The 22,022-nt window shown below is 37.3% G+C and carries 13 protein-coding genes and 1 pseudogene; 7 read left to right on the top strand and 7 right to left on the bottom strand.

All coding sequences use genetic code 11. From position 1 onward, the window contains the following. Window positions 1-173: 173 nt before the first annotated feature. The 3 genes from AC07N0_RS10255 to yidD form a co-directional block, all read right to left on the bottom strand. A complete protein-coding gene (locus tag AC07N0_RS10255; RefSeq protein ID WP_494589105.1) occupies window positions 174-563 on the bottom strand; it encodes an iron chaperone in 390 nt (129 codons plus the stop codon). A gap of 115 nt (window positions 564-678) precedes the next feature. Further along, on the bottom strand, window positions 679-3,201 hold the full coding sequence (locus AC07N0_RS10250; protein WP_494589104.1) for a M14 family metallopeptidase: 2,523 nt from the start codon (window positions 3,199-3,201) through the stop codon (window positions 679-681). 61 nt (window positions 3,202-3,262) lie between these two features. Beyond that, window positions 3,263-3,514 carry a membrane protein insertion efficiency factor YidD gene (gene yidD / locus AC07N0_RS10245; protein WP_494589103.1) on the bottom strand — a complete coding sequence of 84 codons (252 nt, stop codon included), beginning with the start codon at window positions 3,512-3,514 and terminating at the stop codon, window positions 3,263-3,265. A 389-nt stretch (window positions 3,515-3,903) separates the two neighbouring features. On the opposite strand from yidD, the gene AC07N0_RS10240 reads away from it, so the two are divergent. Beyond that, a complete protein-coding gene (locus AC07N0_RS10240; RefSeq protein ID WP_494589102.1) occupies window positions 3,904-5,256 on the top strand; it encodes an FAD-binding protein in 1,353 nt (450 codons plus the stop codon). 105 nt (window positions 5,257-5,361) lie between these two features. Beyond that, window positions 5,362-6,882 carry a DUF4394 domain-containing protein gene (locus tag AC07N0_RS10235; RefSeq protein ID WP_494589101.1) on the top strand — a complete coding sequence of 507 codons (1,521 nt, stop codon included), beginning with the start codon at window positions 5,362-5,364 and terminating at the stop codon, window positions 6,880-6,882. Between the two features lie 75 nt (window positions 6,883-6,957). Here AC07N0_RS10235 and AC07N0_RS10230 read toward each other — a convergent pair whose 3' ends face one another. Beyond that, the gene (locus AC07N0_RS10230; RefSeq protein WP_494589468.1) at window positions 6,958-7,233 is read right to left on the bottom strand and encodes a DUF7793 family protein; all 276 of its coding nucleotides are present in this window, start codon (window positions 7,231-7,233) and stop codon (window positions 6,958-6,960) included. Between the two features lie 115 nt (window positions 7,234-7,348). Between AC07N0_RS10230 and AC07N0_RS10225 the strand changes: the two are divergent. After that, window positions 7,349-8,189 (top strand): annotated as a pseudogene (locus AC07N0_RS10225) (transposase). Window positions 8,190-8,386: 197 nt separating this feature from the next. Here the strand turns inward: AC07N0_RS10225 and AC07N0_RS10220 are convergent. From AC07N0_RS10220 to AC07N0_RS10210, 3 genes are all read right to left on the bottom strand, one after another. Beyond that, window positions 8,387-10,780, bottom strand: coding sequence for an alpha-L-rhamnosidase-related protein (locus tag AC07N0_RS10220; protein ID WP_494589100.1), 2,394 nt, complete (start codon window positions 10,778-10,780; stop codon window positions 8,387-8,389). A 426-nt stretch (window positions 10,781-11,206) separates the two neighbouring features. After that, window positions 11,207-12,511: an amidohydrolase family protein gene (locus AC07N0_RS10215; protein WP_494589099.1), complete on the bottom strand. Its 1,305-nt coding sequence runs from the start codon at window positions 12,509-12,511 to the stop codon at window positions 11,207-11,209. Window positions 12,512-12,630: 119 nt separating this feature from the next. Next, window positions 12,631-15,699, bottom strand: a complete 3,069-nt coding sequence (locus AC07N0_RS10210; protein ID WP_494589098.1) for an amidohydrolase family protein — start codon at window positions 15,697-15,699, stop codon at window positions 12,631-12,633. 306 nt (window positions 15,700-16,005) lie between these two features. On the opposite strand from AC07N0_RS10210, the gene AC07N0_RS10205 reads away from it, so the two are divergent. From AC07N0_RS10205 to AC07N0_RS10190, 4 genes are all read left to right on the top strand, one after another. Further along, window positions 16,006-16,587 carry an RNA polymerase sigma factor gene (locus tag AC07N0_RS10205; protein ID WP_492799577.1) on the top strand — a complete coding sequence of 194 codons (582 nt, stop codon included), beginning with the start codon at window positions 16,006-16,008 and terminating at the stop codon, window positions 16,585-16,587. A gap of 204 nt (window positions 16,588-16,791) precedes the next feature. After that, on the top strand, window positions 16,792-17,022 hold the full coding sequence (locus AC07N0_RS10200) for a hypothetical protein (protein WP_492799576.1): 231 nt from the start codon (window positions 16,792-16,794) through the stop codon (window positions 17,020-17,022). Window positions 17,023-17,080: 58 nt separating this feature from the next. Continuing rightward, window positions 17,081-20,161 (top strand): SusC/RagA family TonB-linked outer membrane protein, encoded by a 3,081-nt coding sequence (locus tag AC07N0_RS10195; RefSeq protein ID WP_494589097.1) that lies wholly within the window; start codon window positions 17,081-17,083, stop codon window positions 20,159-20,161. Between the two features lie 82 nt (window positions 20,162-20,243). After that, window positions 20,244-21,923 (top strand): RagB/SusD family nutrient uptake outer membrane protein, encoded by a 1,680-nt coding sequence (locus tag AC07N0_RS10190; protein ID WP_494589096.1) that lies wholly within the window; start codon window positions 20,244-20,246, stop codon window positions 21,921-21,923. Window positions 21,924-22,022: the final 99 nt, after the last annotated feature.

The raw sequence follows: 22,022 nt of genomic DNA, 5'->3' as shown, positions 1-22,022 counted from the left end.
CTAAGATAGCTTGATAGTTGTGAATTGTTTTTTGGGTTTTGTTTCTTATTTACGAATCAAAATTAGTACATAAAAATGATTTTATAATTAATTTTGTAGGTATTAATACTTATAAAACTCTAAATATTAGACAAGGCCTTTCATTAATAGGTTCAATTTCTAAGAATTAAATGCTAGTATTCCTTCTTATTTCTCAAAGCAACTTTTACTAAATTTTCTTTTACCTTAAATTGTACAATTGCTGTAACTAACTCATTGGGTATTTCCTCGTTGAAACGAAAATGAATGGTTCCTTTAGCAGTCTCATAGTCATCCAATACTGTTTTAAACGCTTCAATGGCAGAAGCACCTGGGTAAAAGCCTATATGGTTTTTATAAGCAGCAAAATGGGCTAATTTCCCATGAAGTTTAAAAATAGGAATATCATAACTGATTCCTTCTTCAGCATTAGGTGTAGCTTCGGCTATTATTATCCTAAGGGTTTGTAGCTGTTCTTGTATCTTCAAAGGGAAACCAGCGATGTAATCATCAATGGTATTGATTTTAATGGTCGAGTTTTTCATAGATTGTTCTGATTACTGGTTTTTATCTAACATATTAATTTTCAAGAAAATTTAACATAAAAAAAGCCTTTATCCATCACGGATAAAGGCTTTTTTATGAATGAATTGAAGAAAATTAATTTCCCACAATGAATACAGCATTTCCAAACAATAATTTACCATTTTGCCAGAAGCCTCTGAAAATAGGGTCGTTAGCTAAGTAAACAATTTGTCCACGACCAAAATCTTGTGTCCCAAAAATCATGGAGTTTTTAAGCTTTTCTTGTGCTTTTACACCTACATAACCCGCTATTAAATCTTTGGTTTTAGTTACACCCACGTTCCAACCATCCGTTAAATATTGGAAATCAGTTGTTTCTAATACCAAGCTATAATAGTTTTTATCGTACCCAAAAGCCAATGGATTGGTATTGTCCATCGAAAGTTTGTAAATACTTCCCGGTGTTTCTTCTGAAACAGATTCTCTTTCAGCATTGCCAAAAACCTTTAATTTAGCCGCTTCGTTTTCCTTTTCTTTATCCTTTTTCTTATCCTCTTCTTTGTGTTTCAAATCAAAGCCATCTTTGCCAGCCAAAGCATTCAACGCGCCTTGTATCGCAATTAATTTACCACCAGCACGCACCCAGTCTTTTACTTTACTTAAGTTTTTATCATCTAAAATTTTGTTGTATCGGCCATCTGCCAAAATCAACACATCATATTTAGATAAATCAACGGTTCCCATCGTATTTTCACCAATAATCGTAGCAGGGTATTCAAGTTGTTTATCAAAGAAATGCCACGTACCACCAAAACCAGTAGCAGAAACACCTTCTCCTGAAACAATAGCCACTCTTGGTGGTGCTAAATATGATACATTGTCTGAGCCAAAATCTGACCCTTTAGTAGACATACCTGTAGACACCGAATAAAGATTTACTTGAAACTTGTCAGCTTCTGTTCTTACAATTTTATCGAAAGAATCGCCTAAGCGTTCGTTTCCTGTACGAGTAATGACCAAAGTACCTTCGTTATACGTTTGGTTTTCAATTTCAAACGGTTTGGCTGCTGAACGAACTTTGATACCTTTTTTCAACAAAGAAGCCAGTAATTTCAACTCGCTGAATGCTTGCCATTTTACAATATAAGCATACGGTTTTTCTATTTTTGACGTAGCAGGTACAAACTGAGGCTTTGGTGCTGGCGTAATTTTATCTTTTACAGCAAAAGCACTTAAGCCATACGCATAGGGTAACGACCATGACGTAATGTCGTAAGTGACAGAATCTTCAACCATTGTTTTAGGTTCTAACAAAATCTTTAAGAACGTAGAACGAGGTTGGAATAGGTTAATGACAATATCATCAGGGTCGATGGCAAAACCTACATTTTTATCATCCTGATAGCTATAACCTGCCGCCACTAACGATTTTCCCGCAATACCATATTGGAAGTTCTCACGGTCTAGATAATTCAAAAATTCACGTGTTCTGCTTTCGTTGCCTTTTGTTTTGAATACAAATGATTTGTATTGACCTACTGGCGTTTTTTGAGCATTATCGAAGAACTTGATAAATTCAGTAACCGTTTTGTCTGCATTGGCTGAAATGGCTTCTAAACAAGAAAACGAAGTACTTAAGTGGTGGTCGATTCTTTGTTTTAAAGTAAGCGTATCGCCATCTCTTTTAGTAACGCCTAAACCACCTCTACCGCCTCCGCCTTGTTCGTAAGTCATACCAAAGGCACCGTTATAAGTTGGGTAAGTATCACCATAAGAAGGATATAGTAAGTCAAAACGTTCTTTTGAGAAATACAACCATCCATTTTTATCAAAATCACGTTTGTTGTAATCTCCCAGAATTTTCTGGAATTCTCTTTGCCAGCTAGTAATGTCTTCGTGATATGGTTTGGCAGAAGGAGAAAAGTAATAAGGATTTTCTACACCTTGCTCATGAAAATCAGCATGAAGGTGTGGCATCCATTGGCGGTACACTGCCATTCTTTCTTGTGATTCTTTTTGTGTTTGCCAAGCCCAGTCACGGTTCAAATCGAATAAATAGTGATTGAAACGTCCACCTGGCCAAGGTTCAGCATGTTCAATTGCAGCAGGATTTGGATTATACACCGCACCTACTTTTTGATTATAGAAATTTACATAACGGTCGTATCCATCAGGGTTAATACTAGGGTCTAGGATAACCACAGTATTGGCCAAAATAGCTTTTGAACGCTCGTTACTAGGGTTCATCAACTCGTATAAGGTAAATGGAGCAGTACTTGTTCCGCATGATTCATTACCATGTACGTTAAAACTCAACCAAGCGATAGCAGGTTGTTTTTTAGTAGGCTTTCCTTCCAACAAACCAATTGACTTTAAGTTATTGGTTCTGATTTCCTCTAACTGTGCAAAATTTTCAGTCGATGCTAAAATGGCCATCATCAATGGGCGACCTTCGTTGGTTGAACCATACTGAATCAATTTAACCTGATTTGGATTTTGGCGAGCTACATATTCGTAATAACTCACTACCTGATGATGTCTTAGAAAGCGTTCGCCTTTTTTAAAGTTCAGAAACTCTTCGGGAGATTGGAGCTTGCTTTGTGCTGATGCACAGATACTTAATAGCAAAAATGCGTAAAGTAATAGATTTTTGGGCATGACTTTGAGTTTTGATGAATAGATTCAAACCAAAAATAGAAATAAAAAACTTCCTAAAAAATCAATTGTCCTTTTTTTCGCAACAAGATTTTTGTGGTACGGGGTCATAGCCACTACCACCCCAAGGGTGGCAAGATGAAAAACGTTTGATACCTAAACGAAAGCCTTTTGAAAATCCCCAGATTTGAATAGCTTCAATCATATATTGTGAACAAGTTGGTGTATAACGACAAGCATTCGGGAAAAAAGGCGAAATGAGTCCTTGATATACACGCACAAAAACAATAAGGATTTTACTAGGGATATTGGCCATTGGGTTGAATGTTTTCTCAAAGGTAAACATCCTTTTTCAAATGCTAAAAAACCAAAACAGTGTTGGCTTCGTATATCTGCTAAGATTTCCTCCTAAAATGCTCAAATGATAGGGGTTTAAACTAACGATTTTATTAATAAACGAACATATTCACTAATACACACTCCATTTAGGTTAATTACTTATTTTATATTACTGCAAAGCCCTGAGAAAATATTCTCGGGGTTTTTTGTGTTCAATGTCATTCCATTAAAGTAAGTAATTATCACGTAAAATAATAAGTATCATCAGAATGAGTAAAGTTTGATGTTTCGTTGTGTTTTTAAGGATGAAATATAAATTAGTTTTATATTGCTTTAATATCCAAAACAGCTCAACTATTTATCCGTATGAAAAAAAGAACATTTTTAAAAACATCGTCAATTATGGTAGGAGGAATCGTGCTTTCTCGCTTAGTAGCTTGTAAGTCAGAACCAAAAACGCATCTGAAAAACTGGGCTGAAAACTTAGAATACAGTACCGAAAATGTCTATTATCCCAAAAATGTAGAAGAAATACAAGAAATTGTAAAGAAGTGCGATAGCCTAAAAGCGTTAGGGTCGCGTCATTCCTTTAATACGATTGCTGATAGTAGCGAGAATCAGATTTCCTTAAAAGAGTTAAATAAAGTAGTATCCTTAGATAAAAAAGCAAATACGGTTACGGTAGAAGGTGGTATAAAATATGGAGAGTTAGCCCCTTATTTAGAAGAAAACGGCTATGCCTTACACAATTTGGCTTCCTTACCCCACATTTCAGTAGTGGGAGCTTGTGCTACTGCTACGCATGGCTCAGGCGTAAAAAATGGAAACTTATCTACTGCCGTTACTGCCTTTGAATTTGTAAATGCCGAGGGAGAAATAATCAACCTTTCAAAAGAAAAAGATGGCGAAAAGTTTAATGGTGCCGTAGTGGGGCTAGGAGCGTTGGGAGTAATCACTAAAATTACCTTGGCATTGCAACCGAGTTTTAAAATGAAGCAGGTAGTTTATCGAAACCTGCCAATGAGTGCTTTAGAAAAGAACTTCGAGACCATCATGTCTAGTGGCTATAGTGTTAGCTTGTTTACCGACTGGAAGAATAAAAATATTAATGAAGTATGGGTAAAAAGTAAAGTAGAAGAAGGCGACACGACGGAAATTCCAGCAGAATTATTTGGCGCAAAATTAGCGACACAAAACCTACATCCGATAGAAGAAATTTCGGCAGAAAACTGCACAGAACAATTGGGTATACCGGGCGTATGGTATGAACGAATGCCGCATTTTAAAATGGGTTTTACGCCAAGTGCAGGAAAAGAATTACAGTCGGAATACTTTGTCCCTATCGAACACGCTTATAAAGCCATGATGGCGATAGAGAAACTACACGAAAAAGTTAGTCCGCATATTTTTATCTCAGAAATTCGTGCTATTCAGGCAGATGATTTATGGATGAGCCCTTGTTACAAACAAACGTGTGTAGCGATACATACTACTTGGAAACAAGAAGTGGATGTAGTTATGGGCATCCTTCCGCTTTTTGAAGAACAATTAGCACCTTTTAATGCCCGTCCACATTGGGCAAAACTCTTTACAATGGACGCAACGGTTTTGCAAGGTCGAATCGGAAAGTTAAATGACTTTAAGGCATTGGTAAAAGAATACGACCCAAAAGGTAAGTTTCAAAATGAGTTTTTGAAGAAGAATCTTTTTAACAGCTAATGCCGTAAAATGAAACCATAATTCATTTTTCTGAATTTTATCCAAACCAAGAATGCATAGGCTGCGTATATCTGCTAAAATTTCCACATAAAACTATTAGTAGATATGCACTCAAATAAATTTAGACTGTTACTGACAGCCTCCGCTTTTGCTTTGGGTTTCAGTATGTTTTCCTGCAAGGATGACAACGAAAACGTGCCAGCGGTTATTAAACCAGACCAGACGTTCTACGTATTAGCAGATGGTAAGCAATTGATGAAGGTAAATGCCATGAATTCAGAAACGGTTACTGCTACCATCACTATTTCAGGTTTGTTAGCGAGCGATGCTTTGGTATCCATAGATTTCCGCCCTGCTACGGGGGAATTGTATGGCGTAAGTACCATGAATAGAATTTACGTAATTAACCAAGAAACAGGGACTGCCAGAGTAATAGGTACTACTGCACTAAACCCTGTAATCAATGGTACAGCAGTGGGTCTAGACTTTAACCCAACAGTAGATAGAATCAGATTGGTAACCAATACAGGTCAAAATTTGCGGTTGCATCCAGAAACAGGGGCAGTTGCAGCTACTGACGGCAACATCAATGGCGGTGCTAGTCCAGTGATTGAATCAGTGGCTTATACTAACAATATGGCTGGTGCCAGTAGCACGATTTTGTATGACATTGATTCAAAATCTGATAAATTATACAAACAAGACCCTCCTAATAATGGTACTTTAGTTGAAGTAGGTGCTTTAGGCATAGACATAAGTGCTTCGGCAGGTTTTGATATTAATCCAGCAGGTGATGTAGCCCTTACGGCTGTAATGGTTTCGGGTAAATGGGAACTTCATCAAGTAGATATTACAACAGGGAAACTAACAAAATTAGGCAATTTGCCAGCTGGAAATATCAGTGGTTTGGCTATTCCAACCTCACCAGTTGCTTATGCAGTGGATGAAAGTAATAATTTAATGGTCTTCAATTATACGAATATTGGTACACCCGTTTCAAAAGCAATTACGGGTTTGCAAACAGGCGAAAGTATTGTAGGAATAGATTTCCGTCCAGTTACGGGGCAATTATATGCTTTGGGTAGTACCAGTAGATTGTATGTATTAAATACTTCGTCGGGAGTTGCCACAGTAGTTGGTACAGCACCATTTGCTACTACTTTAGCTGGAACATCCTTTGGCTTTGATTTTAATCCTACCGTAGATAGAATCCGTTGTATCAGTAATACAGGGCAAAACTTACGTTTACATCCAGAAACTGGAGTAATTGCAGCAGTAGATGGTGCTTTGAATCCGGGTACACCGTCTATAACAGCCTCTGCCTATACCAATAATTTTGCAGGAGCTACCTCAACGGTTTTGTTTAATATTGATAATGTAACGGATAAATTATACAAACAAGACCCCCCAAATAATGGTACATTGGTTGAAGTTGGAGCTTTGGGGATTAATGTTGAAACTGTTGGAGGATTTGATATTAGTAGTAGAGGAGGAATGGCTTATGCAGCCTTGAAGGTTGGTGATAAATCTTCTATTTACACCATAAATCTTACAACAGGAACAGCTACAAAATTAGCAGATTTACCTAACACAGTACGTGCCTTTACGGTAGGAATAGGTTTTTAATATTTGGTATAGTTTATAATTATGCAAAACCCCAAGGGATTTCTTCTTGGGGTTTTTTGTGTTGATAGCAATTAATCACAGGTACTGTATCAACCATTCTCTAGCTTCTATATCATTTGAAAATGACTTCATCGGAATAGCAGGTTTCTTAAATTTGAAAAGAATATTCATGATAAATTGAGCCAACCCTGCTTTAGAAACCATCGCCATGGCTTTATAAACATTAGGCAATTGCTCAGTAGAAAACTGACGAGTAGCTTTATCAGGTATAGGAGAATCACACAGATAAATTAATAATGGAACAGTCTTATTATTCGTGATAGATTTAACCAAAGCAATATTTTCCGTAATGTTTTGAACCGTCCTTTTAATACTCTGAAGTCATCTTGACTTTTAGACAGTATTATGTAAAAATAAAAAAGGTTGCTGATATTTGTTTTGCGAACCATACCAAAGCAACCTTTTTATGTACTACGTACTGAGCAAAGATATAATAGAATCAGAAATAATTTGTCATTTACCTCTAAGAAAACGAGGATTTAAGCCCCAAGCACCAACTTGTGAAATCATTAATTGTATTCTTTACAAGCTCAAAACGGGTATTCAATGGCACTTATTACCTGTTGAGAGTTTATTCAGCACACATGTTCTTCACTATAAAACTGTTTTTGGGCATTATCGTCGATGGTGCAAAGAGGGAGTTTGGCAAAAATGCTGGATAGAACTATTGAAAAAATATAAGTCTTCCTTCGACCTTTCAATGGTAAATTTGGATGGAAGCCATTCGTCATGTATTCGTGGCGGCGAAGAAGTTGGCTATCAGGGACGAAAGAAGCGTAAAACAACAAATGCGCTTTATTTGACTGATAAACAAGGACTTGTATTAGCCATGTCAACGCCAGTTTCAGGTAATCACAATGATTTATTTAACATTGAGAACACTTTTGAAGAACTAACTACGATATTAGAGGATGCTACTATTTCAGTTGATGGGTTATTTATGAATGCTGACGCTGGGCGGTTCGCCGATGCGATTTGATTCGGAAAGTTTACATCAACTCTGTCATCAAAAACAAATTATCGCCAATATAGCCACTAATAAAAGGAACTCCACTGACGATAACTGGTCTCGCATCACTGACGAAGAACTCTACAAAGAAAGATATTCTATTGAAAGAACTAACGCATGAATAGATAGTTACAGGTCTCTGTTAAATCGCTTCGACACAACACTTTCAAGTTGGATGGGATTTAACTTTATAGCATTTATCATTATAGCAATCAAGAAAATAAAAAAGTCAAGATGACTTCTCTTTGAATACGAATACAAAATACCGTCGCTGTCTAGATAATAGTCCGCGATTTCACCTTTTATGAGTTCAGTGTTGGGAGGAGGAAGCATAATGTTATTTATCGAATTTAATCTTTATTGCCAACGTTCAGCTTAGATTTAGCTTTGTCAACTTTTCAAAAGTTGACAAAGCTCCAGACCGATATCTATACATCATTCCAAATCAATCACCTGTTTCCCCGCTACCAAAGAAATCGTTTTCCCATTCCAAACAAATTTCCCAGAAAGGTTAGGAGGGAGGATTACTTCGCCTTGTATACCTGTTTTGCCTTTGCGGTTTAGCTTTACAGCAATGTCTCCGTTAGGATGTGGCATTTTGCCTGAGATGTTTTCTAATGTTCCTAAAGAAGGTTGGATGCGTACTTCTTCAAAGCCTGGGGCATCGGGCATGATTCCGCAAATGGTTGCTAGAAAATCATAATTAGGCGATGCCGACCAAGCATGACAGTCGGAGCGAGTAGGGTCGGCTTGTTCTGCAAAAGTGGTTAAACCAATCTTGAGCATATCTCGCCACGGCGTTAATGTACTATAATACAAAGAAGCACTTCCCGACTTTTTGAGGGCTTGTGTTAAATAAAAACGGAAATAGAAAGTAGCTTGCGTTAAACTTGGGTCATTTAAAATCTTGTCCATAATAGCCTTTTCGTTAGCGCGTGGCACAGCGTTGGCAAGGATAGCAAAGATATTTCCATGCTGACTAAAAGCCTTTTTATCAGGCGTGTCAGCTACTTCATTTTTGGTAGCATCCCAACATTGTTCGTAGCTTGATTTCGATAGTAAATCTGCCAATGTACGATAGTAAATGGCTTTTTCTTTCTCTCCATAAGTATCAAAAATGGCAGCGGCTTGTCGCAATGTATAGGCATACTGAAAACTGATAATTGATGAATTTCCATCTGTTGCTCCATCAGGAATACCGCCAATATCCGAAACTGCATTCCATTTCCAAGGCTTAGCCCAATCTACAAACGACCACCAGTTCATCGCTCCCAGCATATTTTTTTGAGGATCTATTTTTCTTTCATACCAACCCAACACTTTTTCTATATTCGGCAAAAGCGTTTTCATAAAGGCATCATCCTTACGATGCATCCAATAATCATAAGCTATAGATACCCAAAACAACGAGAAAGTCGGAATGATTTGAGGAGTATTACAGGGATAACGGCTTTGGGTTAAGCCTTCTGATGTCATAGAATTATTGAAATCTGTCAGGGCTTTACGCATCAGACGGTCGTCGCCAGAAACATATAATGATATTAAGGCTTGGATTCGGGTATCGCCCGTATATTGTAATTGTTCATAATAAGGGCAATCAAAATAGCTTTCGCCTGCACACAAACGTGCCGTTTGCCAGCCTACTTTCCAGATGTCTTGTAGGCTTGGGTCATTGCTAGTAAAGTTGGCTTTTTCCTCAAAAGGATAGCCCGTTTTTAATCCATAAAAATCATCGATTGCTAAAGGTTGTTCTTTGGTGACAATCGTAATTTCTATGTAGCGATAGGTTCTAAACCAAAGGGGTTTGAAACTTCTTTTGGCTTGCCCATCTGGATGAAAAATATCTTGGATACCTATGATTCTTTTGCCCTCAATCTCATTTCTGTTTCCTTTCACCCATTTATCATCAATCAAAGCCTCGGCATAAGTAAAAGTAATGTCCGCCGATTTTCCTCCACTTACTATGATTTCAGGATAGGCAACGGTTTCAAATGTTTGGTCTAATAAAATAGTGGTTTTGCTATTAGCAGGAATTGTTAATGAGCCTTTCCCTTTCAACCAATTATCATGCATGGTGATGGTTTTTGTACTCTCGAACCTCCGAATAGTATTAATATTTTGATGAATTTCCTCCATTTGTGGAATAGTCCGAGGGACTAAATACCATTCTGCTCCTGAACCTGTACCCGAAATATAACCATGTTCTAGGGTTCTGGCTGATAGCCACTGACTATCATCAAATGATGGTTTTTCCCAATTGCTTGGAAACTTCGTGGCATCTACTTCTTCGCCACAGCCTACTACAATATAAGTACGTAATTTTGAACCTTCTACAGGGATAGGTTTATAAGCTTGATTTTGCAATACCTTCCAACTGTTATTGGTATTCGCAATGCTTTCCAGTTCAGTATTTCCTTGAATGATAAATCCCGTTTTATTACTCATCTGTGCAGCAGGCATATATTCGCCAAAATTCCAGACGATAGCAGCAATAGTATTTTTTCCTTGCGTTAGGTATTGTGCAATATCAAAAGTCTCAAAATTCCAGTGCATCAAATCGCTTCGGGCAGGGCCAGCGCCAATAAAATGCCCATTGACAAACAGTCGATAGCGATTATCACCAGAAACATTGATGATAAACTGACTAGGCTTTTGTGATAAATCGAAGTTTTTACGAAAATGATAGACGCCAAAATCTTTAAGACTTACCTGTTGTGGTGCTATCCAATTGGCCTGCCAACGATGATTTAATACCTTGGGACTTGCTTGTTGTGCTGAAAGTGGAAGGGTGAAAATTAAAGAGATGAGCAACGCTTGCAGTACTTTCATTGTTGTTTTTGATTGATTGTGGATAATGAAACTAAAATACGGATTTAGCTTAATATTCCTTGCCTGTTTTTACATGTTATGTTTAAATCATTTGTTATTAGTTGTTGACATAAGTCCTATTAATTATCTATATATCTATAAGTGTATGATTATCTTAATTTTATCTCTAGCGAGGGAATTAATTCCCTCGCTAGAGATAAGGATTGAAAGCTAGCTTCGTGATGTTGGTGTCACGACGCTTGGTTTGAAGAATGATTTAACTTATTTGTTATGAGTGATAGAAAAGACTTTTATACCTCATAAAACCCCAGTTTCTTGAGGTATAGAAGAAAAAATATTACGCAGTACTAGTTGGAAGTAGGTAGTATTTAAAAAATAAAGGCTCTTCCCGATAACAGAAAGAGCCTTTATTTCAATCAAAAAATACTACTTCGTCCCATATTTCTCAGCATATTTTTTGTACAAACGTTTTTGTTTGTCGTCCAAATCTACCTTGCGACCTTGAATAAATGCTTGTTCTACTTTCGCAGTACGCATATCCAATACATCACCAGCAGATACAATCAAAGTAGCGTGTTTGCCTACTTCTAAAGTACCCACTAATTTATCAATCCCTAAGATTTTTGCATTATTGGCAGTGATAAGTTTTAATGCATCTTCTTTGTCCATACCATGTCCTGCTACTGTACCAGCCACGAAAGGTAAATTACGTGTTCTCCAGTTCAGACCAATGTAAGCTAACCCTACCAAAACTCCTTTTTGCTGTAATAACTGAGGCAATTTATAAGGCAAATCAGTGTCATCGTCTACTTTATTAGGCAAACGGTGTGTTGTACCAACGATAACAGGTACATTGTTTTCTTTCAAGAAATCAGCCGCTAACAATGATTCTTCACCACCAATAATAACGATTTTCTTTACACCTTTTGCTTTAGCAAATTGTACGGCTTCGATTATTTCCTTACCATAGTCAGCAGAGATGTATAGATTTTTTGAACCATCAAAAAGACCTTTCATCGCTTCCATCTTTACATTAATTACCGCAGGACTTTTAATTTGTGCATAAGCAATCGCATCATCAAATGTTTTATCTAATTCTCTTAACAACTCATCTCTTTTATCGTTCTTTTTTGTAGTGGCTGTAAAAGTAGAGAAATCAAATTCACGTTTGAAATAACCAATCCAATTTACATGCACACCATCATCTTTCTTCAAAACGGCATCTTCCCAGTTCCAACCATCTAATTGCATAATAGAAGACATCCCCGTGATAACATCACCTTGTGGTGTTGCTTGTGTCAATAAAACGCCGTTACTTCTTACCGTAGGAATCAATTCTGAATCTGTATTATAAGCCACCAACGCACGAACGTGTGGGTTGATTGGCCCAATCTCAGCTTGGTCGTCAGTAGCGCGTACTGCTTCAATTTCAATCATTCCTAACTGATTAGCAGGAGAAATCAACCCTGGATAAACGCTTTTGCCTGCCACATCAATCACTTCAGTATTAGCTTTGTTGAAAGACGTACTAGCATCACCAATGGCTGTGATGATTCCTTTATCAAAAACGATTACACCGTTTTGAATTACTTTTCCTGCAGCCGTATGAATCGTAGCTCCTGTCAGGGCGATAGCTTTGGTTTGGGGTGAACCTGCAGCTTGGTTTTGGGCAAACATAGTATTTGCCAACAATAAGCAAACTATGCTATATATGTATTTTATGTTTTTCATTGTCTGTTCTTTTGAAAAAATGTTTTAAGTCAAGTCTATGAGTTCATGAGTTTAAAGTTTATGAGTAAATGCTAAAAATGATTTTAATCACTCATTCACCACTCACTCAATCACAACTATTAATCATGGTCATGACCTTCAGCTTGCGAAACGCCAGTTTCTTTAAATGCTCCAGTTTCTTCCGTTAAATCACCTTCAGAATTACAAACAAATAATCTTGGTCTTCTCACTTCTGGTTTCACAGTAGGAGCACCTCCTGCTTTAGCGTTCAACATCTTCTGCGTAATACGATTGCGTTCAGCAGCGATTTGCAAACGCAATTCTTTGTCTTTTTCAAGGTCGAAATACGTAGCACCGTCGATGATTACTTTTTCTGGTTTAGCATAAACCGACAATGGGTTGTTGTTCCATAATACTACGTCAGCATCTTTTCCAACTTTGATACTTCCCAAACGATTATCTAAATGCAACATTTTAGCAGGGTTCAACGTAACCATTTTCCAAGCTTGCTCTTCTGTCATACCGCCATACATCACTGTTTTGGCAGCCTCTTGGTTCAAACGACGAGCCATTTCTGCATCATCCGAGTTAATAGACGTATTGATACCTACTTTCGTCATCAAGGCAGCATTAAAAGGAATCGCTTCTTTTACTTCCATTTTATAAGCCCACCAGTCAGAGAACGTAGAAGCATTCGCACCGTGTGCTTTCATTTTATCAGCTACTTTATATCCTTCCAAAATGTGTGTGAAAGTATTTACTTTAAAGCCTAATGAATCGGCAACTTTCATCAACATGTTGATTTCAGACTGTACATACGAGTGACAAGTGATAAATCTTTTCTTGTTCAAAATCTCAACTAAGGCATCTAATTCTAAATCACGTTTTACAGGTGCAAGACTAGCATTTGCCGCCGCTGCTTTCGTTGCTTTTTCGTATTCTTTTGCTCTCAAGAAAGCATCCATCATGATTTGCTCAACGCCCATACGTGTTTGTGGGAAACGGATTCTAGCACGGTCGCCCCAGTTGGCTTGTTTTACGTTTTCACCTAAAGCGAACTTGATAAAACCATCAGCATTTGGAATTTTTAAGGCATCTGGTGCTTCGCCCCATTTCAATTTGATAATCGCAGATTGTCCCCCGATTGAGTTAGCCGAGCCATGTAACAACTGAGAAGAAGTAACTCCACCCGCTAACTGGCGGTAGATATTAATGTCTTCTGAATTGATAACATCTTCCATTCTTACTTCAGATGTAACTGATTGCGTTCCTTCGTTTACCGATAACAACGCAATGTGCGAGTGTTCGTCAAAAATACCGTTGGTTAAGTGTTTACCAGTACCATCAATTACTTTTGCACCGCTTTCCGAAAGGTTTTTACCTACTTTCGCAATCTTACCATTTTGTAATAAAACGTCTGTATTAGCAATAATACCTTCTTTCTCGTTTGTCCAAACGGTGGCGTTTTTCACTAAAATGGTTTCCACTTTTGGTTTGTCTTCTGTACCGTAGCTAGTGAAAGGATATGATAATTTTCCGATTACTGGAACTACTTTTTTAGCACTATCAACTTTAGCAGGCGTTTCTTTTAATGCTTCTTTAAAAGTAGCCACAAACGCAACTGCTTGTCCGTTAGCATCTAGTCCATCTCCTTTAAAATTCTTTCCATCAAAATAAGTACTGATACGTGTATCACCTTTATCTTTTTTAGGGTCTAGTTTGAACGTCAACGTAAAGTTTTCGCCTGTTCTAGTTACTTTAGGCGTCACTTTGATTGAATCTGTTACTACAATCTGGAAATCAGGTTTGTCAATTTTACCTGTTACATTCAATTTCATTCCACCTTTGTTACCAACTGTCAAGTCATAGTTCGCACGCACGTCGATGATGTTCATATTTGAAACCACATAACGCTTACCTTTTACCCAGTTTTCATAAATTACGTTACCGTCTTTGAAAAGATTATCAGAAGTAATCAAGAAATTGGCCAACATACCTGCTTTCAATGAACCTACCAAGTTATCCACCTTCATCAACTGTGCAGGTGTTGAAGTAATGGCTGATAATGCTACTTTTTCATCTAAACCATATTCAATGGCTTTGCGGAGGTTAGCGAAAAAATCCGCTTTCGACTTTAAGTTAGATGTTGTAAAAACAAAATTTACTCCTGCTTTCGATAAAAGACTAGCATTGGCAGGTGCCATCTCCCAGTGTTTCATTTCAGCTAACGAAACCACCGAAGCATCATAAGGGTCTTCAACATCTGGCGTAGTTGGGTAGTTTAATGGTAAAATCAACGTAGCACCTGTTGCCTTTACTTCATCAAGGCGTTGGTACTCGTCGCCCATCCCTTTGATAATGTACTGTACACCGAATTCTTTAGCAATTTTATTAGCACGTAATATTCCTAATTTATCGCCTACTTCAAATACCTGTGGAATACCTTGATTGGCATTAAAAGCATCTAAAGAAATATTGAACTCAACTTTGTTTTTTGATTTCTTAAACCAGTCTGCATCAAGGTACGTCTGGCGAAGTAATGCTACCGACCCCATCATTGAGTTGGGATAATCTTGGGTAGAAGTACCCTTAGAGAAAGAATAATGAGCCGAAACTTTACTTTTCAATAAAGCATCTTGATCGCGACCGTCACCCAACATAACAAATGCTGACGTTCCTCTTACGATTCCGTCCTGAACATGACTAACTGCTGAGCCAAATCCTGCTTTACGTAGTTCGTCAGCAGCAGGAGCGTTGATTGAAAAAACACTAGCAGCATCTACTTCTGGTAAAACTGCTTGATTCCAGTTATAAGCACCTTTTTTCTTTGATTCAAACTGAGGGTCAGCTCTAAAACCTCTTCCGCCTTCATTTTTAATTTCTGGTAATCCATAATTTGAATATGCCTCTACTAAGGAAGGATAAATTCTTTTTCCTTTCAAATCTGTCACGGTGGTTCCACTAGGAATAACGATTCCTTTGCCAACAGCTTCAATCACTGAACCACGAATTAATAAGGTTGCTCCCTCAATAGTAGTATTAGCGTCTACCACAATTGTTGCGTTGGTGAAGGCAAAAAGGTTTAGTCTTTCGTCCTGCACACCGTTGCGAGGAGAGAATTGTGTTTGAGCATGAACTATTGACCCCAACAGTAATATGTTAATGAGGGTAATAAAAAGTTTTTTCATGTTTGGTTGATTTTTGTTTGTGATAAAAATAATAAGCTCTAAAAATAGGCTCAAAATTAGAAATATCCTATTTCGCTTTTAATTTTTCGCTTAAAGAATATTTTACAGCGATTAATGGATTAGAAAAGTGATAATGGCTAACGTATAGAACTATAAATTTTAATGATGTCAATCTTTTTTAATAAAAGTTTTGCTGTAAACGTTTCCGTAAACGTTTACGGAAAAATATTCAAAAAAAACCTTGAAAAGTGATATTTATTTAATATATCTTTAAGAGAAAATTATACAGATACTCTTATTTTATCTATGATAACTACAAAAAAACTAATCGACGAGGTTGCATTATGGAATGAATTTAGGGCAGGAGACCACGCTGCTTTTTCTTCAATTTATCATAACTATGTTAGTCTATTGTACAATTACAGTACAAGTATTACTGCAGATCGTGAATTAATTAAGGATTGCTTGCACGACTTATTTGTAGAATTGTGGAAAAATCACCGAAATTTAGGTGAAACAACTTCTATTCGTTATTACTTAATGGCTTCTATCAAAAGAAAATTGGTACGCCATTTGGAAACACAACAACGCCATTTTCAACATCAAGAAGCTTATTATCTTGAAAACCCAGATTTTATTACTTCTCATGAAAACCGTTTGGTTGCTTTTGAAGAAGAACAAACTTTTAGTGATACCCTAGCGGAGTCATTCAAGTATTTAACTAAACGTCAGCGTGAAGCCATCTCTTTGAAATTTTTTCATGATATGGATACCGACCAGATATCTAGCATGATGAGGATTAACCCGCAGTCGGTTTACAACCTTATTTTTGGAGCATTAAAGATTTTAAAAGAACACATTGCCATTGAAAGACTCGCTGTAGCATGATATAAATCTACTTTTCTTATAAAGAGCCAAAATCACTCGATTTTGGCTCTTTTTTTTGTTAAATATTAGATGTGTTCAATTTTTAAAAAAAATAATAATAATTGAGTAGAAAACCGATTAAGCAAGCTTTTGCTCATAATACAAGTTTTACTTAAAATATTTATAAAATTGTTTGAGCAGAGGTTTACAAAGTATAAAGATTTTATGTCTGAAGATTTTTTATCAGACAGTTGCTTTATTGAATGGGTACAATCAGAAAATCATGAAGTAGATAAAGAATTTTGGCAAGCATTTTTAGAACGTTACCCACAAAAGCAACAAGAAATCGAACTAGCAAAGTCAATCCTGCATCGAAATGAAGACGAAAGCTTGTCGAAAGATGAGATAGCATCAATCTGGAATCGTATCAATTTATCCATTTCAATAATTAATTAATTCAATCAAATTTATTTACTAACTATCACAATTTAAAAAAAATCAAAAACACATGAGTATGAAATCTCTACTTAAATTAAGAAGTAATGTAGGTTGGGCAGTTTGTTTACTGTTCTTATCGATTACATTTACTGGTTTTGGTCAAGATCGAACAATTACTGGTAAAGTTATCTCGGCAGACGACGGTCAGGCCGTGCCAGGAGTAACAATTGCAGTGAAAGGAACAAGCAGAGGAACAACAACGGATGCTAGTGGGGTGTATAAAATTGCTGTGGGTGCTAATACAACTTTGATTTTCTCTGCAATCGGTTTCAATACCCAAGAAGCCGTTGTAAACAACCGTTCTATCGTTGATATCAAGCTTTCTTCAGACATCAAATCAATCGACGAAGTTGTTGTTGTAGGGTATGGTACACAAAAGAAAAGCCAATTAACAGGGGCTATTTCACAGGTATCAGCCAAGCAAATTTCTGAAATGCCTATCACCAACTTAGGTCAGGCATTACAAGGAAGAACTGCTGGGGTCGATGTGTCACAGTCGGGTTCAAAACCAGGTACAACGCCTAAAATCTTGATTCGTGGTCGCCGTTCATTCAATGCAGGTAACGACCCTCTATACGTAGTAGATGGTATTCCATTATCAGCAGGTTATGAAGATATGAACCCAAATGATATTCAATCACTTGAGGTATTGAAAGATGCAACCGCTACGGCTATCTATGGTGCTAGAGGGGCGAATGGTGTAGTATTGGTAACAACTAAAAGAGGAGCAGTAAAAGGCAAAACTACTGTAACGTATGATATGTACGTTGGTCAGTCGGAAGCATTGAATAAAATGAGACTTTTCAATGGTCCTGAGTTTGCGGAATATGTTAGAGAGTCTTACCGTGCTACGGGTATTTACAGAAATGCAGCAGGTAATATTGTTCCAACGGGGCAGTCGGACCCAGTAGCTGATTCAAAAGTTGCGGTATTAGGTGGTGACCCTAACGTAGTAGCTGGTTTGGCAGAAGGAAGAAGTACTGATTATCAAGATTTAATCCTTAGAAAAGGCTTCCAACAAAACCATACGATTGGTATTCAAGGAGGAAGTGAAAAAACACAATTCTATATTTCTGCTGGATATTTCTTGGATAAAGGTATTACGGAAGGGTTAGATTATACTAGAACAACATTGCGTGCCAATATCGACCATGAAATCACTAAATCAGTGAAAATCGGGTTGTCATCATACATGATGTTCAGTAATAGAAATGGTGAAAACTTAAACCCTTATAGTTTCACAATCCAGCAAAACCCACTGGGTGCTGCCTATAAAGCTGACGGAAGTATCAACTTCGCACCAACAAATGATGCCTTGTTGACCAACCCTTTAGCTGAGATTGTGCCGGGTGCGCAAGTAGATAATACTAAAAAATACAGAATCTTTAATAGTATTTATGCTGAAGTGAAAATCTTGGACGGTTTAAAATACCGTGTAAACTTCGGTCCAGATTTTACATTATCTCGTTGGGGTAGATTCATTGGTGGACAAACTAACGCAAGAAAAGGCGGAGATGCACAAGCAAGTGATGAGAGCCGTTTTGGATTCAACTGGACGCTTGAAAACATCTTGAATTATTCAAAAACTTATGGGAAACACAATTTGAATGTAACATTGCTTCAATCAATCCAGAGAGACCGTTATGAAGTATTTAATGCTAGCGTTCAAGGTGTTCCTGCTGAAACTCAACAATTTTATAATTTAGGTAATGCTGGTACTGTTGTGGGTGTAGGTAGTGGTTTAACTGAATGGACGATTAACTCTTTCATGGGTCGTGTTAACTACGATTACAACGATAAATATTTAGTTACACTTACGTTGCGTCGTGATGGTTCAAGCCGTTTTGGTGTGAATACAAAATATGGTAACTTTCCAGGAGTAGCTTTAGGTTGGAATATGAGCAACGAGCCTTTTATGAAGGATATTCAATGGTTAGATCTTCTTAAAGTAAGAGCAGGCTATGGTGCAGTAGGTAACCAAGGGGTGGCGCCATACCAAACCCAAGGTTTGTTAGGAAGAACAACTTATGCTTGGGATAATACGGGTGCTTTTGGATATCGTCCAAGTACTATTGGTAACCCTGATTTAAGATGGGAAAACTCAGCGACCACTAACATTGGTCTAGATTTCAGTTTCTGGAAAGGAAAAGTACAAGGTTCGTTAGAATTGTACCAAACTAATACAACAGATTTATTATTGTCTGACCAACTACCAGGCTCAATCGGTTTTGGTGCTGTAACACGTAACGTTGGTGAAACGAGAAACAGAGGTATTGAATTAGGATTGACAACAGTGAATGTTAATACAGCAGGTGGATTTAAATGGACAACTGATTTCCAGTTTACTAGAAATAAAGAAGCAATCGTTTCACTTTATAATGGAGCTGTAGATGATGTTGGTAACAAATGGTTCATTGGTCAGCCACTTAACTCTTTCTACGACTACAAAAAAGTAGGAATCTGGCAGGTTAGCGAAGCAGAACAAGCTGCTAAATTCTATCCTGGTGACAAAGGAAATGCATTAGGTGCAGGTGTTGGTCAAGTTAAAGTACAAGATACAAATGGTGATGGCGTAATCAATGCTTCAGATAGAGTATTGTTAGGTTCAGATGTTCCTGATTTCTCTGCTGGTTTAACAAACCGTTTTACGTATAAAAACTTCGACTTGTCGTTCTTCTTCTTTGGTCGTTTCGGACAAATGATTGTGAGTGGTTTCCACCAAGACAACAATGCATTGGCTGGTCGTTACCAACAAATCAAAGTTGACTACTGGACACCAAACAATCCAAATGCAGAATTCCCTCGTCCATTTAGTACACAAGAATTCCCACAATATAATACTACTTTAATTTATTTTGATGGGTCGTTTATCAAGTTAAGAAACATCAACTTTGGGTACACTTTCAAAGATGGCATTGCTAAGAAGTTAGGTATGGAATCGTTGAGACTTTTCTCAAGTATTCAACAACCATTCATTTGGTCAAAATTCATTTCAAAATACAATGGAGTTGACCCAGAAACATCAGGAACTTCAATCAACAATAGTATTACGCCAGCAACGAAAGTAATTACAGTAGGTATTAACGTAAAATTTTAAGCACAACATTACTGACGAGGTACTGTATAGTGCCTACAACATGTAGCTAAAGAAGTTTTAAAAAACATTAAATGACAAAAAGATGAATATCAAATATATATATAAACATGCAAGGATCTTAGGTATTGCCGCTTTAATGCTTTCTGCGCAATCTTGTTCTGATTTATTGGATGAAAAAGTGGTTTCTGGTATTGGTAATGACTACATGAATACTCCAAAAGGTTTTGAAGATGGAGTAAATGCAGCATATTCAACCCTTAGATACTATTATGGTACACAACAAGGTTTAACTATGACTGAGTATGGTACTGATATTTACGCTACAGGAGCCGATGGAGGTTATAAAGGATTCCACTTTTATGATACTCAGCTTAACCCAACCGTAGATTATATTGGAAATACTTGGGATGAACTTTATCGTGGTATCAACACTTGTAATGCCATCATTGGTAGAGCGCCAGCTTCAACATTAGCCGATGCTACTAAAAAAATAAGAGTAGCTGAAGCTAAATTCTTGAGAGCACAATATTATTTCATTTTGTTTCAACAGTGGGGTGGCGTTGATTTGAGATTAACAGAAACGTTGGCTCCATCTAAAACAACAAAAAGAGCTACTGAAGCTGAAATGTATACTGCGATTATCAAAGACTTTACCGAGGCGATTGTAGATTTACCTAATACTTCTACTCAATACGGAAGAGCAATAAAACCAGCGGCTGAAATGGCTTTGGCAAAAGTTTACTTGGCAAAAGCATATTCTGCACAAAAAGCTGCTGATGATTTTTCTAAAGCTGCCACGTTGTGTTCTAGTGTAGTAACTAACTACGGATTTAAATTATTAGACGATTTTGCAAGCGTGTTTGATGAAAATAATCAGAGAAATACTGAAATCGTTTTTGCCGTACAATATACATCAGACCTTTTGACCAACTTGACCAATAATACAGGTTCGGTGAATGGTGGTAACAACCTTCACTTGCTTTATGGTATGCAGTATGACGTACAAGCAGGTATGCAACGTGATATCGCGAATGGTCGTCCATTTAAGCGTTTACGTCCGACCACCTATTGTACAGATGTTGTATTTGGCGAAAGAGTAAACGATTCACGTTATAAGAAAACGTTTAAGGATACTTGGTATTCAAATAAGCCAGGAACGTATAGTACAGCATTTGATGATTCAAAAGCAACTGTGACTTTTGCAGCTGGTGATACTGCGATTTTTATTCCTGGTTATGAAATGACAAAGGCTGAGAGAGCTACGAAAAAGTATCAGGTATTAGTGCCAAGCAAATATTCTGAAGCATTGTTCCCTACATTACGTAAGTTCTTTGATACAAAGCGCCCTGATATGACTTACGAATCTGGTAGCCGTGATTTCTTTGTATTCAGATTAGCAGATACTTACTTGATGCTTGCAGAAGCACAGCTGGGTGCGGGTAACAAACAAGCTGCAACAGATGCCATTAATATGGTTCGTCGCCGCGCGGCATTCCCAGGTAAACAAGCAGCTATGGAAGTTACAAGTGCTCAAATGAACTTTGACCTTGTCGTTGAAGAAAGAGCGAGAGAATTAGTAGGTGAGCAAACTCGTTGGTTAGATTTAAAACGTTGGGGTAATTTCGTTGAGCGTGTACAAAAGTACAACCCTCAAGCTGCTGCTAACGTAAAACCTATTCACTTAGTTCGTCCAATTCCTCAAACTCAAATTGACCGTTCAGAAGGTGGAAATTCAGGGTTTGCACAAAATCCAGGGTATTAATTTATTAAAAGCTTGATTATAACAAACATGAGTCATCCCGAATTTTGGGTATGACTTGACAAATAAAAACCTCCTTGTTTATTTTGTGAATTACGACAA

Source organism: Arcicella sp. GW821-FHT09D11, from assembly GCF_059416265.1.
This window is presented reverse-complemented; position numbering and strand designations above follow the sequence as displayed.